Origin of the sequence: Corynebacterium freiburgense (genome assembly GCF_030408815.1) — a bacterium.
GTDB classification, from domain to species: domain Bacteria; phylum Actinomycetota; class Actinomycetes; order Mycobacteriales; family Mycobacteriaceae; genus Corynebacterium; species Corynebacterium freiburgense.
In genome coordinates this window covers 1,021,843-1,036,585 of the sequence record NZ_CP047355.1, presented here as the reverse complement: position 1 = coordinate 1,036,585, position 14,743 = coordinate 1,021,843, and the positions used below count along the sequence as shown (strand labels likewise).

13 protein-coding genes are annotated in these 14,743 nt (G+C 50.3%); 7 read left to right on the top strand and 6 right to left on the bottom strand.

Annotated features, from left to right (window positions below; genetic code table 11):
- The first annotated feature begins 44 nt into the window (after window positions 1-44).
- From CFREI_RS04740 to CFREI_RS04725, 4 genes are all read left to right on the top strand, one after another.
- Window positions 45-1,349, top strand: a complete 1,305-nt coding sequence (locus CFREI_RS04740) for a glycoside hydrolase family 32 protein (RefSeq protein WP_027013365.1) — start codon at window positions 45-47, stop codon at window positions 1,347-1,349.
- 82 nt (window positions 1,350-1,431) lie between these two features.
- On the top strand, window positions 1,432-3,390 hold the full coding sequence (locus tag CFREI_RS04735) for a sucrose-specific PTS transporter subunit IIBC (protein WP_027013366.1): 1,959 nt from the start codon (window positions 1,432-1,434) through the stop codon (window positions 3,388-3,390).
- Window positions 3,391-3,428: 38 nt separating this feature from the next.
- The gene (budA, locus tag CFREI_RS04730) at window positions 3,429-4,169 is read left to right on the top strand and encodes an acetolactate decarboxylase (RefSeq protein WP_027013367.1); all 741 of its coding nucleotides are present in this window, start codon (window positions 3,429-3,431) and stop codon (window positions 4,167-4,169) included.
- A gap of 1 nt (window position 4,170) precedes the next feature.
- Window positions 4,171-5,541, top strand: a complete 1,371-nt coding sequence (locus CFREI_RS04725) for a glycoside hydrolase family 32 protein (RefSeq protein ID WP_027013368.1) — start codon at window positions 4,171-4,173, stop codon at window positions 5,539-5,541.
- 44 nt (window positions 5,542-5,585) lie between these two features.
- On the opposite strand, the gene CFREI_RS04720 is transcribed toward CFREI_RS04725, so the two are convergent.
- The 5 genes from CFREI_RS04720 to dapE form a co-directional block, all read right to left on the bottom strand.
- The gene (locus CFREI_RS04720; RefSeq protein WP_027013369.1) at window positions 5,586-6,455 is read right to left on the bottom strand and encodes a methyltransferase domain-containing protein; all 870 of its coding nucleotides are present in this window, start codon (window positions 6,453-6,455) and stop codon (window positions 5,586-5,588) included.
- Window positions 6,456-6,592: 137 nt separating this feature from the next.
- The gene (locus tag CFREI_RS04715; RefSeq protein WP_084170831.1) at window positions 6,593-6,760 is read right to left on the bottom strand and encodes a DUF3117 domain-containing protein; all 168 of its coding nucleotides are present in this window, start codon (window positions 6,758-6,760) and stop codon (window positions 6,593-6,595) included.
- Window positions 6,761-6,792: 32 nt separating this feature from the next.
- Window positions 6,793-7,074 (bottom strand): hypothetical protein, encoded by a 282-nt coding sequence (locus CFREI_RS04710; RefSeq protein ID WP_027013370.1) that lies wholly within the window; start codon window positions 7,072-7,074, stop codon window positions 6,793-6,795.
- Window positions 7,075-7,081: 7 nt separating this feature from the next.
- The gene (locus tag CFREI_RS04705) at window positions 7,082-7,813 is read right to left on the bottom strand and encodes an LOG family protein (RefSeq protein WP_027013371.1); all 732 of its coding nucleotides are present in this window, start codon (window positions 7,811-7,813) and stop codon (window positions 7,082-7,084) included.
- 26 nt (window positions 7,814-7,839) lie between these two features.
- On the bottom strand, window positions 7,840-8,919 hold the full coding sequence (dapE, locus tag CFREI_RS04700) for a succinyl-diaminopimelate desuccinylase (RefSeq protein ID WP_035112418.1): 1,080 nt from the start codon (window positions 8,917-8,919) through the stop codon (window positions 7,840-7,842).
- Between the two features lie 60 nt (window positions 8,920-8,979).
- Between dapE and CFREI_RS04695 the strand changes: the two genes are divergently transcribed.
- From CFREI_RS04695 to dapD, 3 genes are all read left to right on the top strand, one after another.
- Window positions 8,980-9,915 carry a DapH/DapD/GlmU-related protein gene (locus tag CFREI_RS04695; protein WP_084170832.1) on the top strand — a complete coding sequence of 312 codons (936 nt, stop codon included), beginning with the start codon at window positions 8,980-8,982 and terminating at the stop codon, window positions 9,913-9,915.
- Window positions 9,916-11,047: 1,132 nt separating this feature from the next.
- The gene (locus CFREI_RS04690) at window positions 11,048-12,457 is read left to right on the top strand and encodes an amino acid permease (RefSeq protein ID WP_051256080.1); all 1,410 of its coding nucleotides are present in this window, start codon (window positions 11,048-11,050) and stop codon (window positions 12,455-12,457) included.
- Window positions 12,458-12,467: 10 nt separating this feature from the next.
- On the top strand, window positions 12,468-13,445 hold the full coding sequence (dapD, locus tag CFREI_RS04685; protein WP_027013375.1) for a 2,3,4,5-tetrahydropyridine-2,6-dicarboxylate N-succinyltransferase: 978 nt from the start codon (window positions 12,468-12,470) through the stop codon (window positions 13,443-13,445).
- A gap of 110 nt (window positions 13,446-13,555) precedes the next feature.
- On the opposite strand, the gene CFREI_RS04680 is transcribed toward dapD, so the two are convergent.
- Window positions 13,556-14,371 carry a polysaccharide deacetylase family protein gene (locus CFREI_RS04680; RefSeq protein WP_169719173.1) on the bottom strand — a complete coding sequence of 272 codons (816 nt, stop codon included), beginning with the start codon at window positions 14,369-14,371 and terminating at the stop codon, window positions 13,556-13,558.
- Window positions 14,372-14,743: the final 372 nt, after the last annotated feature.

Below are 14,743 nucleotides of genomic sequence, written 5' to 3'. Positions count from 1 at the left end.
TTAATAGGTAAAACAGCTTGCATTGCACGGAAGGCAGTATCGGCATGAGCGAACATTATCGTCCAAAATTTCACCTTTCCCCTCCAATTGGTCGGCTCAATGATCCTAATGGTTTGTACTACGATAATGGAATTTTGCATGCGTACTTCCAGCACGATCCTCAATGGCCGATCGCTCAGAAACGCACAGGCTGGGGGCATGCCATCGCCAGATTAGATAGCGATTTTCAATCCTGGGAACACTTACCCGACGCCCTCTACCCCGCGGTTGATTACGATTCCCATGGATGCTATTCAGGTTGCGCGGTTCTAGTTGACGGTGAGCTGGAATTGTTCTATACGGGAAATGCAAAAACAGATGGCGTTCGGCGCGCTACACAAAACCTCGTGCGGGTCACAGATCGGCATGCAAAACACGGAGGCACACATGTCCGCTCCGCCGATAATCCCCTTATTGATGGGCCCGCACCCGGATTTACCGCACACTACCGTGATCCACAAGTGTTCTTACGGGATGGTCAATGGCTCATGCTGTTGGGAGCTCAACGAGTGGATGAATCTGGCGCGGTGGTATTGTATCGCTCAAATGATCGGCGATCCTGGGAATTTCTCGGAGAAATTACTTTCGATTGTTCAAATGCTATCTTGGGCAACGCACCAGATATGATACCCGGTGGTTACATGTGGGAATGCCCAAATCTCATTCGCATTTGGGATGAAGTAGACCAAATGGAAAAAGATGTATTGATCATACTTCCTCAAGGTTTAGAACAACATGGTTACCACTATGCCAATAATCACCAATGTGGTTATATCGTCGGGCAGCTTGATGGCACGGTATTTAGTGTTGAGCGGGGCTTTAGTGAGCTCGATTACGGCACCGAATTTTATGCGCCGCAGATAGTACATAATGCACCCGAACCTTGGCTTATGGGTTGGATGGGATTGCCAGATCAAGATAATCAACCCACTAAGGATGCTGGCTGGGTTCATGCATTAACCGTTGTTCGCCGGTTGCAATTAGCTGGTGGCGCTTTATTGCAGCAACCGTTTGGGGAGCATCAGCGCATTGCCGTATCGCGTGGCTCAAACTTGCGATTAATCGACACTGCGGGAGAGGAAATTTTACGGTTTTATATCGGCCAAGATCATATTGAGCTGAACCGTTCAGCGCAAACATATCACGAAGGCGGAGATATTCGCCGCGCGCCACTTTCAGGCACTGGCCCCGTAGACGTCCAACTTCTTATAGACGGATCATGCATTGAAGCATTTTTTGGAAAAGGCAACATTGCCATGTCCGTTCGGGCATTTAAAAACGTGGCATTCTCACATATTTTAGTGACTTAATTCACAATATTTACTCTTTGCAACGCTCGCCACTTCCGATAATGTTGGTTTTACCAACATAAACCAACATTGGGAGGATGCAGTGAACCATGCAGACGTCGCCCGCAGAATGCTTGAAGCGCTCGGCGGCGAATCGAATATTAAGGCGGCGGCGCATTGCGCTACGCGTATGAGGTTGGTGGTTGATGATGAAGCGCTCATCAACCAAAATGCCCTTGACGATGACCCCGATCTCAAAGGCACATTTTCCGCTGGCGGAATGTTTCAGATTATTGTCGGGCCTGGCGATGTGGATTTGGTCTATGAAGAATTCACCAAGCTTACTGGCAATAAGACTGTAAGCACGGAGGAATTAAAAAATGTTGCGGCTCAAGGCGGCAATCCAGTAAGTCGCGCCATTAAAGTACTGGCAGATATTTTTGTGCCGCTTATTCCAATTTTGGTCGGCGGCGGTCTGCTTATGGCCATTAATAATATTCTCACTGCCGAGAATCTTTTTGGCCCAAAACCCCTCGTTGAACAATTCCCCGTTATTACAGACTTCGCGGCAATGATTAACCTTCTTGCCGCTGCACCATTTGCGTTCTTACCTGTTCTTGTTGGTTTTACTGCTACAAAGCGTTTTGGTGGAAATGAATTCCTCGGCGCTGGTATTGCAATGGCAATGGTCTTCCCAAGTTTGATCAATGGCTACGAAGTAGCCGAAGCCATTGCGGAAAATAAAATGGAGTACTGGGACCTATTTGGTTTGCAGGTAGCGCAGGCTGGTTACCAAGGCACCGTTTTGCCCGTACTTTTGGTGGCGTGGATCCTTAGCCGCGTGGAAAAATTCCTGCATTCTAAGCTTTCTGGCACAGTGGATTTCCTGCTAACTCCAGTGCTTACATTATTGGTGACTGGCTTTGCGACCTTTATTGCCGTTGGTCCCGCAATGCGTTGGTTGGGTGATACTCTCGCTCATGGTTTGCAATCTATATACGATACTGCCGGACCTATTGGTGGTTTCCTCTTCGGTTTGGTGTACTCGCCTATCGTTATTACCGGCTTGCATCAATCGTTCCCACCAGTTGAATTGCAATTATTTGCCACGGGTGGCTCGTTTATTTTTGCCACTGCTTCAGTTGCCAATGTTGCACAAGGTGCCGCAACACTTGCGGTAGCAATGACCACTCGTGATGAAAAACTCCGTGGTCTAGCGAGCGCATCTGGTGTGTCTGCATGTTTTGGTATTACAGAGCCTGCGATTTTCGGTGTGAATCTTCGCCTTCGTTGGCCGTTCTATATTGGCATGGGTACCGCTGCAATCACTGGTGCCATGATCGCGCTATTTAAGGTTAAAGCTGTGGCATTGGGAGCAGCTGGCTTTATTGGATTTGTGTCCATTAAGGCAAGCGATATTCCAATGTTCTTTGTTTGTGTGTTTACTTCCTTTGTTATCTCTTTTGCTGCTTCCTTTGCATGGGCGTTGCACCTCCGGCGCAGGACCCCAGCCGTAGTTGCCGATAAAACAGTAGACGTCCCTTCAGCAAAACAAGCTGTTTCGGCGCCGGTCCAAGACTCTGAGGTTATTGCCGAACTCGCAAGCCCTTTACACGGTGAGTTAATTCCTCTTGCGGAGGTTTCTGATCCGATGTTTGCTGGCGGAAAACTTGGACCTGGTTTTGCGGTGATTCCAAGCAAAGGTGTGTTGTATGCCCCCGCTGATGGCCGCGTCAAGGTGGCATTCCCCACGGGTCACGCTGTGGCTTTAGCAACAAATGATGGTGTGGAGGTATTGATGCATATTGGTTTTGACACGGTAAAGATGGAAGGCGAAGGCTTTGAGCTCAAGGTCCAAAAGGGCGATATTGTCCGCAAGGGAGATGTACTTGTTGAGTTTGATATTGCAGCTATAGAAAAAGCAGGTTTGGACCCAACGACTCCGGTTGTAGTGTCAAATCACCGGAAACGTGGACCGGTTGAAATCATCGCTCCTGGAACTATTTCCGCAGGTGATCATGCTGCGAAAGTACACCCAAAGTTGCTTGCAAAAGCTGACTAGTCGTGCACTATTCCCCGAGGATGTCTATCCTCGGGGGCATGAGTGAAGTGCAAAGCCTTCCTTTGGAGCGCCACACAATTTTTCAGAATTCCTTAATGACCGCATTGCTCGATGGCATCTATGACGGGGAAATGTCGGTTAGTGAATTACTGAGCTACGGAAATTTCGGGATCGGGACTTTTGATGCCCTTGATGGGGAAATGGTGATTCTTGACGGCGTTTGCTACCAGCTTCGGGGTGATGGTAGCGCCCAGATTGCCGAGCTTTCGCAACGATCACCGTATGCTGTGGCCACGAATTTTGTGCCCCGAATTACTGCACACTCACCAGTAGGTTTTACGCGCGACCAGATCTCAAAGTTTATTGATCAGCTTTTGCCAAGCAAAAATTATATGTATGCATTGCGTATTTCGGGTACCTTCCGCAGTGTCACCGTCCGCACGGTCACGAAACAACAAAAGCCGTATCCACCAATGCTTGAGGCCGTTGAAAGTGATGCAGAATTAACATTTCATAATATTGCGGGGGTGATGGTGGGGTTTAGAACCCCTGTATATGAGAAGGGCATTTCGGTACCAGGATGCCATGTGCATTTTATCGACTCACACCACACAACCGGCGGGCATGTTTTAGATTTCACGATCGATGAAGCCAATATCGCGATTTGCCCGGGCACAGACCTGCAGCTACGTCTTCCGCTTTCGCAGGATTTTTCTAACGCAAACCTGGACCCCACCGATCTAGACGATCAACTCCACGCCACAGAAGTCAAGGGTTAATATCATGCATCATCCGGAACTTCATGCAACTGCCGAACAAGGCATCTTAAACGCACCTGCGGGTATTTTGCGCAGCGCAGATGCTTGGCATTTGTTCCACCAATACCAGCCGAGTATCGACGCCCCCGCCCGCTGGGCTCACCAAGTATCTTCAGCCGCCCCCTATGATTGGGATATTTGTGATGATGTGCTTGCACCAATCGGGGATGAAACTCGACTACGTGCGGGTTCAGTTATTAGTGACAATGATGAGCTCGATCTATTTTTCACGTCAGTAGTTGGGGAACGCTCAAGCGTGCACGTGGCGTCGATACGCAATATTGCCGAAACCCTAGAAGAAGTATCTAATGATGCCCTCCATTTAGATGAGCACGTAGTGCGCCACGGCGAAATCCTTGGTGACACCGATAAATACACCGACTTCCGCTCCCCTTGCGTTATTGCCAAAGACGATGGTTGGCTCATGCTGTGTGTCACCGGGCCCAGTGAGCACCCCACCCTAGTAATTGCGGAATCCTTAGACCGCAGAACTTGGAATGTCCAAGGGCCGCTTACATTCCGAGGCACTACTAATATCGAAACCGAAACTCGGCTAGTAGCACCTCGCATTATTCGCCTGCGCGACGAGCTTTCCCCAAACGCTGATGAAGTATTCGATATCCTTATCGTCACACTCGAACGCGATGGCATCGACCACTCCGGGTACCTTGTTGGGGCCCTCCATGGAACTACTTTCCACGTCCGCACCCCGTTCCAGCGCCTCGACTTTGGCCACGACTTTACCCGCCCCCGCAATACAAATACCCTCGACCGCACCACCTACGGACGCGCCGCCCTTTTCGGCCTTATGAACGGTATCGGTCGATACGACGACCCCACAACCCACCCCAGCTTAACCACCGAACAATGGGCCAACTGCCTAAGCATTCCCCGCCTCACCACTCTTGAAGGCGGACTTCTCTTCCAAACCCCCGCGTTCGGACTCCCAAGCGCAGTTGCAGAATCCGACTATGCCCGCATGTGGACAGGACTCTTCGAAGCCAATGACGGCGAAGTGACCGTCACGCTTTACAATCCCGATGACAGTATCGCCGCCGTGATCCGCCACTCCGGTGACCACCTCGCCCTCGACAGATCTATGAACCCCCACCACCACGGCTCCCCTGTCGCCCGCGCCGAACTAATAGCCGCCGACACCGACGCCCTTACAATCCTTATCGACGGCTCAACAGTAGAAGTCTTTGCAGACGGAGGCATGGCCACTATGGCCAGCAGAATCTACTTCAACAACATCTGCTCACACCTGGAAATCGAAGCCACCGGCGGCGCCGAACTCCACCAATGCTATGAAGTCAAAGGAACCAAACTATAGCGGGAAACTCAAAAATGCCCTTTGGGCGCGGCTAGGTATCTGCGCTATACAGGGCTTTTGCATGCAAGCCGCGTGATTACAGCGCGGGCGGTTACTTCCATTTGCTTTGGCAGCGCAGCAATACGTTCCGCAAGCACGTCTGGATGGATGTGCCGGGCGGATGGGCTCATGCCAATTTGGTGAGCAATGGATTCTTGATCGAGGATCATATTGAATTCCACAGATTCAGGGTCACCTATTGGGACAAGGTGCCCTGCGGCCTGTTCGATCATGCGGTCAACTTTTCCGCGCTCGACGTCGATAATCCCAAGCGGTTCACGCAGCTGCGCAAGGTGGCCGGCGTCGTCAGTAAGCACTACTACCTGGCCGCCCGGTTTAAGCACGCGAGCGAATTCGGCCGCATTTCTTGGGGCGAAAACCACAGTAATAACGTCGATAGAATTATCGCGCAGCGGAAGCCTTGCCCACGCATCAGCAACTACAGCGCCGGCGCGCGGATGGCATCGAGCTAAGTGCTCAGCGGCGGGAACGGAAACATCAATGCCGACGCCGCGAGCACCAGCGACATCATCTAGCGTATGGGAAAGATAATAGCCAGTGCCAGCGCCAACCTCGCAAATCACCGGGTGGATATCATCAGTAATTGACGCGTCATCCAATGCGTGATGCACATGATTCGACACAGCCTCAACAAAAGGCCCATAATGTCCGCGGGAAAGAAAATATTCGCGGGATTGAATCATGGTCGCATCATCACCGGTATAACGCAGCCCAGACCCACCTACGAGTGTGACATAGCCTTCGTCCGCAATAGGATACTTATTGCCCGATGTTGAGATCAGTACGCCATTGCCCATAGAAAGTGCTGTGCCATCTATTGGATCAGCGAGAACATCAAGAACATCGGTCAACATATTTTCGAGCTCCTTACATAGTAAAAATTACCAAGGCACATGTGAAATGGTAACGCGAACTCGACAATAACAGGTACCCCAAAATTTAGGCGTGAAAAATACTCTTGTATGTACGTAAGGTATTTTACAAAAGACTACTACTGAGCTGCAGCAACCAATAGTGCGCCTAGTTCGGCAGCCTCTTCCTTATTAAGCTCCACCACAAGGCGGCCGCCGCCATCTGTGGGGATCCTCATAACGATCTTCCGGCCTTCTTCTGCCGCTTCCATCGGCCCGTTTCCGGTCCTAGGCTTCATCGCTGCCATCGGTGCCCCAACTCCAAACATTACTCAGGTTATTAATTGGTTTCTTCCAAGTCTAACCCTTTTATGCCCTGTTGTTTTAGCAAGTAAGCAATTACCTCATCAACTTGGTCTTGCCGATAGCCTCTCGGGACCACTTCAAAGCGCAGAGCATCAAAATCACCCCTATCAATTGCCGCACGATTGTGCGACTTAATTTCATTCGCTGGGGGCAGCGGCGGCAACGCCTCGCCTCGCCCGAACAATGCGGCGAATACAAAGGTAAGGATAATAACAATAGCCAAAACCCCTACCAAAAATAGCAACCAGAGTAGCATATACTTCCTATCTACCGTGGGCCGCAACAACAAAGTTCACAGCATCATCAACAGAATCTGTAAGGTGAAACAGATCCATATCTTTAGCTGAAATCATGCCTTCACCAACGAGTTGCTCACGAATCCAATCCACAAGCGGTCCCCAAAATTCCGTGCCAATCAGCACGATCGGATAGTTTGTAATTTTGCCAGTTTGCACCATACATAGCGCTTCGAACAGTTCATCGAGGGTACCAAAACCGCCAGGCAAACAAATAAATGCCTGAGAATACTTCAGGAACATAGTCTTGCGCACAAAGAAGTAGCGGAAATTTAAGCCCAGATCGACCCAATCATTAAGATGCTGCTCATGTGGTAATTCAATCCCCAATCCAATGGAAAGCCCTTCAGCTTCCACCGCTCCCCGATTCGGCGCTTCCATAAGCCCCGGACCGCCACCAGTAATCACCGCATATCCAGCCTGAACTAATTTATGACCTAAATCCACCCCCTGCTCATAAAATGGGTGTCCTTCCCGAATTCGTGCAGAACCAAAAACCGTAACGGCTTCGGGAATTTCAGCCAATGCACCAAACCCATTGACAAATTCACTTTGAATTCGCAATACACGCCAAGGATCTGTGTGCAACCAATCAGCATCATGCACTCCATCGAGGAGCCTTTGGTCGGTTGTGGTTTCTTCTGGGCGCGTTGAAAGCACCGGGCCACGCATATGGCGGACTCGCTTTTTTATCATCATATAATTTCCTATCAGATATAATACTATTATGTTGTTAAATACTGATGCAGCGTTTCCGATACTTCAGTAATCATGCTCACCGGACACTGCTCGTCTCGCTTATGGCAATATGCGGGGTCGCCTGGACCGAAATTCACGGCAGGAATTCCGAGTTCGGAAAACCTAGACACATCGGTCCAACCATACTTTGCACGGAACTTTCCTCCGGTAGCCGACACGAGTTCCGCTGCGGCTGGTTGTTGCAAACCAGGAAGCGCACCACCCACAGCATCATCGATATGATACGAAACACCTTCTGGCAGGTCGAGTACTTCAAGCATGTGGGACAGCGCTTGGTCTACACTACGGGACGGCGAAAACCTGAAATTCACAAACAACCAAGCTTCATCGGGGATGGTATTTGTTGCTACCCCAGACTCACAGTGCACAATATTGAGTCCTTCCCGATATATACAGCCATCAATGTTTTCCTCTTTTGCTTGATAGTTTGCGATCCGGGAAATCACCGGCGCGAGCTTATGCATAGCGTTTTCCCCCATCCATGCGCGGGCGGAATGTGCACGCACACCGGTAGCGGTAATTTTTAGACGTATGCTTCCTTGGCAGCCAGCTTCAATGATTGCACCGGAAGGTTCACCAAGAATCGCCACATCACCTTTGAGCCATTCCGGGTATTGTTTGGCAATATGCCCTAGGCCATTAAATTCATCGGCTACTTCTTCGCCCTCATAACAGATAAGGGTAATGTCACGCCGGAGCTCAGAGGATTGCGCGAGTGTTGCAAGGGCATGTAGAAATACCGCATCACCACTTTTCATATCTACCGTCCCACAACCGAACAAAATATCGCCTTCTCGTCGAGTGGGAACATTATCAGCGATCGGCACTGTGTCTAGATGCCCAGCAAGGATTACTCGGCTTGGCAAACCACGATGTGTGCGTGCAAGCACATTATTGTGAAACCGCAATACTTCTATTCCAGGAATGGCGCGTAAGGCAGTTTCAACAGCGTCTGCAATGGGGCCTTCATCGTGCGAAGGACTAGGAATATCCACCAATGCGGTAGTGAGTTCTACGGGGTCGGCTGCAAGATCTAAAAAAGTCACGCACCCAACTCTAGCCACCTAATCGCGGGTGGTGGTCACCCCGCACAGTACGATAAAGGTATGACGATTCAGGGTTTGCAAGGTATGGGCGCACACGCTGTAGGTATTGCGAATATTGCCATGGATGGCACAGTTCTCGATACTTGGTTCCCCCACCCAGAGCTGTCATCTGGGATCAACCAGACCGGCACAGTTCGTCTTGGGGCCCAGGATTTATCCCCAAAGATGCTCTCCTTGGTCAAGTTAGACGAAGATCGCATGGTCGAACAGGTAGCCGTAAAGACATCTATCGCTTCCTTGGCTAAACCAGCTATCGACGCCCACGATGCCTACCTACGGCTGCATCTGCTATCGCACCGACTAGTTCGCCCGCACGAGATCAATGTTGAGGGCATTATGGACCGGCTCGCCACCGTCGTATGGACTAATAAAGGCCCATGCTTGCCAGATAATTTTGAGTTTGTCCGCACTTCTCTACGATCACGCGGCCTGATCCATGTCTATGGAATTGATCGGCTTCCCCGAATGGTCGACTATGTAGTACCTACTGGAGTCCATATTGCGGAAGCTGAACGGGTACGCCTAGGCGCATACCTCTCCCCTGGAACTTCCGTAATGCGAGAAGGTTTTGTTTCCTATAATTCCGGCACCCTCGGTCCTGCGAAAGTAGAGGGCCGGTTATCTTCTGGCGTAGTTATTGGCGAAGGTACAAAAATCGGATTATCAGCCACAATCATGTGCGAGCGCACTCCGGATGGCGGCCGCACACCTCTTATTGTTGGCGAAAACTGTCGGTTTGGCGTCAGCTCGGGCGTTATTGGTATTTCGCTCGGCGATGGCTGCCAAATCGGAAATAATGTCATTGTTGAACCCACAACGCTGCTGTATTTCGCACAACGAGATGAACTGGCCCCTGCAGCACAAATCGCAGGCCAAAACAATTGGCGTCTAGGACTCGAACCATACCGCCATGAAATCGTTGCCCGACGTCCCTGACCAAAAGAAGTAATACACAAATCATGGAGAGCTCGCCACGCCGGATGAACTGCTCACTACTTGTTAGATTCTCTGACTGGTGTGGTCTTTGAGGCCGGCCTTGAGGATCCATTAAAGCCAGAGTGTCTATTGAGACCCTTGTGGTTTTGGTGCCGGGGATTCCGGTAGGTTGGCATGTCGAAGGGCTGGGTTTGGGCTGCGGCTGTGGGGTTTGTGGCTTGGTTTTGTAGCGGGGTTTGGCCCAGCTTTATAGCCGGTGGTTTGGTTGTGTGCTCAGTCTTTTTGGCCACCGGCCGGTCTTTTCTGGCGCTGGTTGGTCTTTTTGGGTGCTGGTTGGGCGTGTTGTCACAGATTCCATTTTTTCGGCCGATTTTATGGAATCTGCGACACGATAGGTAGGGAACCTGTCACGAATTCCATTTTTTTCGCTGTTTTTATGGAATCTGCGACAAACCCAAGGTCAACGATTGTGCGCAATGTTGGTTGCTGTCACAAATTCCATTTTTTCAAGCTGTTTTATGGAATCTGCGACAGTAGGGATAGAAACATCACTAGTTTGATAGGGTGCGCCTATTAAACCCCTGGAAACCAACTCGAAGACCCTGGAAATCAGCCGCCCCACTCCAAAAACTCGGGAAAAGCAGCCAACCCGCCCCGAAAATCAGGCAGATTTCACATCACCCACAACCCACCACCGCATTCCCCCAGCTCACACCCCCAAACCAAAAGCCCACAACACAAATCTGCCTTCCGTCGCCCACAACATACGTCAAATCTTCCTATTCCAGGCTTATTCCAGGCCCATTCCAGGCCTATTCCAGACTGACTCCATGTCTCACCCAGGCTTTCCCAAGCTTCAACCCAAGCCCACCCGCGCCAACAACCAGCTACTTCAAGCCCACCCGCGCCAACAACTAGCTGCTTCAAGCCCACCCGCACCATCACCCCGAATAGCCCCAAAACACCCTAGAACAAAAACCCGGTCTAACTTTTGGGAACGGGCCCAGAATTACCCCCGGATTATGGTTTTCCAGGTTGATAAACCTTAAAAATCAACACTCTCGGGGGCAAATGAAGAGTTTCTTGGGCCTCCGTAGCTCTATTTCAGTGATTTCAATATAGGGTATTCCCCATGACAAACGTGGATACTCCAGACACAAAGTTGGGGTCTGGCCTAAAAACACGCCACCTCACGATGATGGGGCTCGGCTCAGCTATTGGCGCTGGCCTCTTCTTAGGCACTGGCGTTGGTATTCGAGCTGCTGGCCCTTCTGTCCTTTTGGCTTATATGCTCGCCGGCGCGGTGATTGTGTGCATTATGCAAATGCTTGGTGAAATGGCAGCAGCGCGCCCTGCTTCTGGTTCGTTTTCAACCTATGCAGAAATGGCATTTGGGCGTTGGGCTGGCTTCTCCTTGGGCTGGCTCTACTGGTTTATGTTGACCATGGTGCTTGGTGCTGAAATGACCGGCGCGGCAGCACTAATGGGTAAATGGTTTGGGGTAGAGCCATGGATTCCTGCATTAATTTGTGTTGCGTTTTTTGCCGCTGTAAATCTTGCCCAAGTTGGCGGTTTCGGTGAATTCGAGTTCTGGTTCGCTTTTATCAAAGTTGCTGTAATTATTATTTTCCTAGTGATTGGCACGCTGCTAATTTTCGGTCTACTACCAGGCTCTGAGTATGTTGGCACCACGAATTTCTTGGGTGAAGCAGGTTTTATGCCGAATGGTATTTCCGGATGGGCAGCGGGTCTTTTGGCCGTTGCATTCGCATTCGGCGGTATTGAGATCGTTACAATTGCCGCTGCGGAATCTGATAATCCTAAAACCGCTATTGCCACCGCTGTTCGCTCCGTAATTTGGCGCATTTCGGTGTTTTATCTTGGCGCTGTGTTGATTATTACTTTCCTTTTGCCATATTCGCAGATTGATGGCGCAAAGTCCGCTGCGGAATCACCATTTACAATTATTCTAGGAAAGGCGAATATTCCGGGCATTGTCGGGATTATGGAGGCGGTTATTGTATTGGCGTTATTATCCGCATTTAACGCACAGATTTACGCCACTTCACGCTTGTGCTATTCCCTAGCTCAGCGTGGCGACGCCCCGGCTATGTTTGGCACTACGAATAAAAACGGCGTCCCAATTAATGCGGTATTGCTTTCTATGGTGTTCGCATTTGCATCAGTTGGTTTGCAGTATTGGAATCCAGAGGGGCTGTTAGATTTCCTTCTCAATGCTGTTGGTGGCTGTTTGGTGGTTATGTGGATTGCCATTGGTCTGAGTTACATTAAATTGCGGCCTGAATTGGCTCAAGAAAAAGATGTTCCAGTGCGCATGTGGGGTTGGCCGTGGTTGCCATGGTTAACGGTAGCCAGCTTAGTGGGGCTTATTATTCTTATGCTTTCTGACGAAGGCTCGCGTAGCCAGATTACTTCCGTAACGGTGATTTGCGTTGTACTGATCGGACTTTCGTTGATTCCGCGGCGTCGAAACGCTAATGCTCACGACGAAGTAGTGCACACACAAAAAGACGTGCGGTAGTTTATTATCCATGACTTCAGCTACCGGCATTGGCCTTGCAACATACGCCGAAAATGGCGACGTTCTCGATTGTTGGTTCCCCGAACCTATCCTCGGAGATAACGTCGCCACCTCAGGCACCGAACACATCAAAGATTCCGGCGAATACGCCTATTTAAGCGCCCTTGAGGGCGAGGATGAACTCCGCAAAACACGTCGTGTGCTTATCCGCACAAGCATTGCATCGCTTAGCGACGCCCCGATCGATGCGCACGATGCTTACCTGCGGCTTCATCTCCTTTCCCACCGCCTTATTCAGCCCCATGGGGCAAATCTCGATGGTGTGTTTGGCTTACTGACCAACGTTGTTTGGACCAACCACGGCCCATGCTCCGTCCAAGGATTCGAACGCACACGGGCTGCGCTACAAACTCGTGGCCCCGTCACTGTGTACTCCATCGATAAATTCCCCCGCATGGTCGACTACGTCACCCCCGCTGGTGTGCGCATTGGCGACGCCGACCGGGTCCGCCTTGGCGCTCACCTCGCTGAAGGCACCACTGTAATGCACGAGGGATTTGTAAACTTTAATGCCGGCACTCTGGGCTCCTCAATGGTAGAGGGACGTATTTCCGGGGGTGTTGTAATTGCCGATGGCACTGATATCGGCGGCGGCGCATCCATTATGGGAACCCTTTCTGGTGGCGGGAAAGAAGTAATCTCCGTTGGAAAACGGTGTCTTCTTGGTGCCAATTCAGGCTTGGGAATCTCGCTTGGCAATGACTGTGTAATCGAAGCTGGCTTGTATGTAACTGCCGGTTCAAAAGTAACCGTCTTTGGCGAAGTAGCCTCGGCCCTGGGCAAAAACAATGGCTACGCCGTAAAAGCAATTGAGCTTTCTGGCGCCAATAATGTTTTGTTCCGCCGCAACTCAATTACCGGCGCAATCGAAGCGACCGCCTGGAAATCTGAGGCCGTAGAACTCAACGCCGACCTCCACGCTAACTAAACCCCCCGAGCTGGACCCACCTGCATTCCGCAGCCTTTTAGCCCTGCCCCCTCGCTTGGCAGGGCTTTTACGCTCGCAATACTTCCAGTATTTACATCGCGATTGCGTGACTATTTCTTCACTTCTGGCATTTCTCGGTACCAGTACGCGCGTCCAGGTACTGGATCGCCAAGAAGTTCGGTCACGGTGGTGAATTTGTAGCCTTTCGCAGCGAGGCGTTCGATGATGCATGGCACGGCGTCGACAGACGTTGAGTGAACATCATGAAGAAGAATGATTGCCCCCGGATGGGCCTCAGTAGCGATGCGCTCGCACACAAGTGCGCTATTTCTGTCGGCCCAGTCGCGCGGGTCTATCGACCACAAAACCCCGGCCATACCAAGCCGTTCCATTTGCGCATATGTTACTTCGTCTGCCGCACCGTATGGCGGGCGAGCTGTTTTGGGGCGGCTTCCCGTGACCCCATATATGAGTTCGCTTGTGTCGTGCCACTCCGCATATACCTCCGCCGGGGAAAGCGTGGTCATTTCATAATGATGCATGCTGTGGTTACCAACTTCATGGCCCTCAAGCACCATTCTGCGGATTACACGTTCATCACCGGGAATACTTGACCCCAGAAGATAAAAAGTACTTTTCACGCCATAGCCCCGCAGAATATCGAGAAGTTTTGGCGTATATGGGCCCGGACCATCGTCAAAAGTTAGTGCAACACAATTATCTTTGGAGCAATTGAGTTCATGGTGTATCGAGCTAGTTTTTGAAGGCCGGTCAGTTTGCAAACCCACACTTGAGGGGCCTGTACTTGCCTCGGCCGATGGCACGGACCAAGCAATAATTGCAATTACACCGAGAATTGCAATACAAGCAATTTTAAAGGAGACAATTTTTTGCGATTCCAGCACGTCATAAAAACAGTTATTCATGCCTAAAACTGTATGTTGATACGCCATATTTTGTAAATGCACACCACAAAACGATGTTTGAGAACATACCCTTAAACTACCCCCGAAACATTTATTGTTTATTTACTATTGCGTTAATAGCCTATCTATTACGATCCCCGCCATTCCTCTGAACGGCTTGAAAGGATATAAGTTTTCTGCACCCGCCAAGTACATAAAGTGACGTTTCTTACATTTTGTTTTTAACGATAGTGTCCACCCCAGAATTTATTTAAGAAACTTTTATCACAGCTCGATTTTTTCAATTGCAGACGATCGCCTTGCAAAGATCACTTCTGGCATCGAGAAAGCTGACTAACGACGGGTTCAGCGATACGCCAAGAAAATAGCCGT

Excerpts from the sequence above, each read along its gene's own strand:
- budA (WP_027013367.1), top strand. The coding sequence starts at position 3,429 with ATGAGTGAAGTGCAAAGCCTTCCTTTGGAGCGCCACACAATTTTTCAG.
- CFREI_RS04740 (WP_027013365.1), top strand. The coding sequence starts at position 45 with ATGAGCGAACATTATCGTCCAAAATTTCACCTTTCCCCTCCAATTGGT.
- CFREI_RS04695 (WP_084170832.1), top strand. The coding sequence starts at position 8,980 with ATGACGATTCAGGGTTTGCAAGGTATGGGCGCACACGCTGTAGGTATT.
- CFREI_RS04680 (WP_169719173.1), bottom strand. The coding sequence starts at position 14,371 with ATGAATAACTGTTTTTATGACGTGCTGGAATCGCAAAAAATTGTCTCC.
- CFREI_RS04710 (WP_027013370.1), bottom strand. The coding sequence starts at position 7,074 with ATGCTACTCTGGTTGCTATTTTTGGTAGGGGTTTTGGCTATTGTTATT.
- CFREI_RS04715 (WP_084170831.1), bottom strand. The coding sequence starts at position 6,760 with ATGGCAGCGATGAAGCCTAGGACCGGAAACGGGCCGATGGAAGCGGCA.
- dapD (WP_027013375.1), top strand. The coding sequence starts at position 12,468 with ATGACTTCAGCTACCGGCATTGGCCTTGCAACATACGCCGAAAATGGC.
- CFREI_RS04705 (WP_027013371.1), bottom strand. The coding sequence starts at position 7,813 with ATGATGATAAAAAAGCGAGTCCGCCATATGCGTGGCCCGGTGCTTTCA.
- CFREI_RS04720 (WP_027013369.1), bottom strand. The coding sequence starts at position 6,455 with ATGTTGACCGATGTTCTTGATGTTCTCGCTGATCCAATAGATGGCACA.
- CFREI_RS04690 (WP_051256080.1), top strand. The coding sequence starts at position 11,048 with ATGACAAACGTGGATACTCCAGACACAAAGTTGGGGTCTGGCCTAAAA.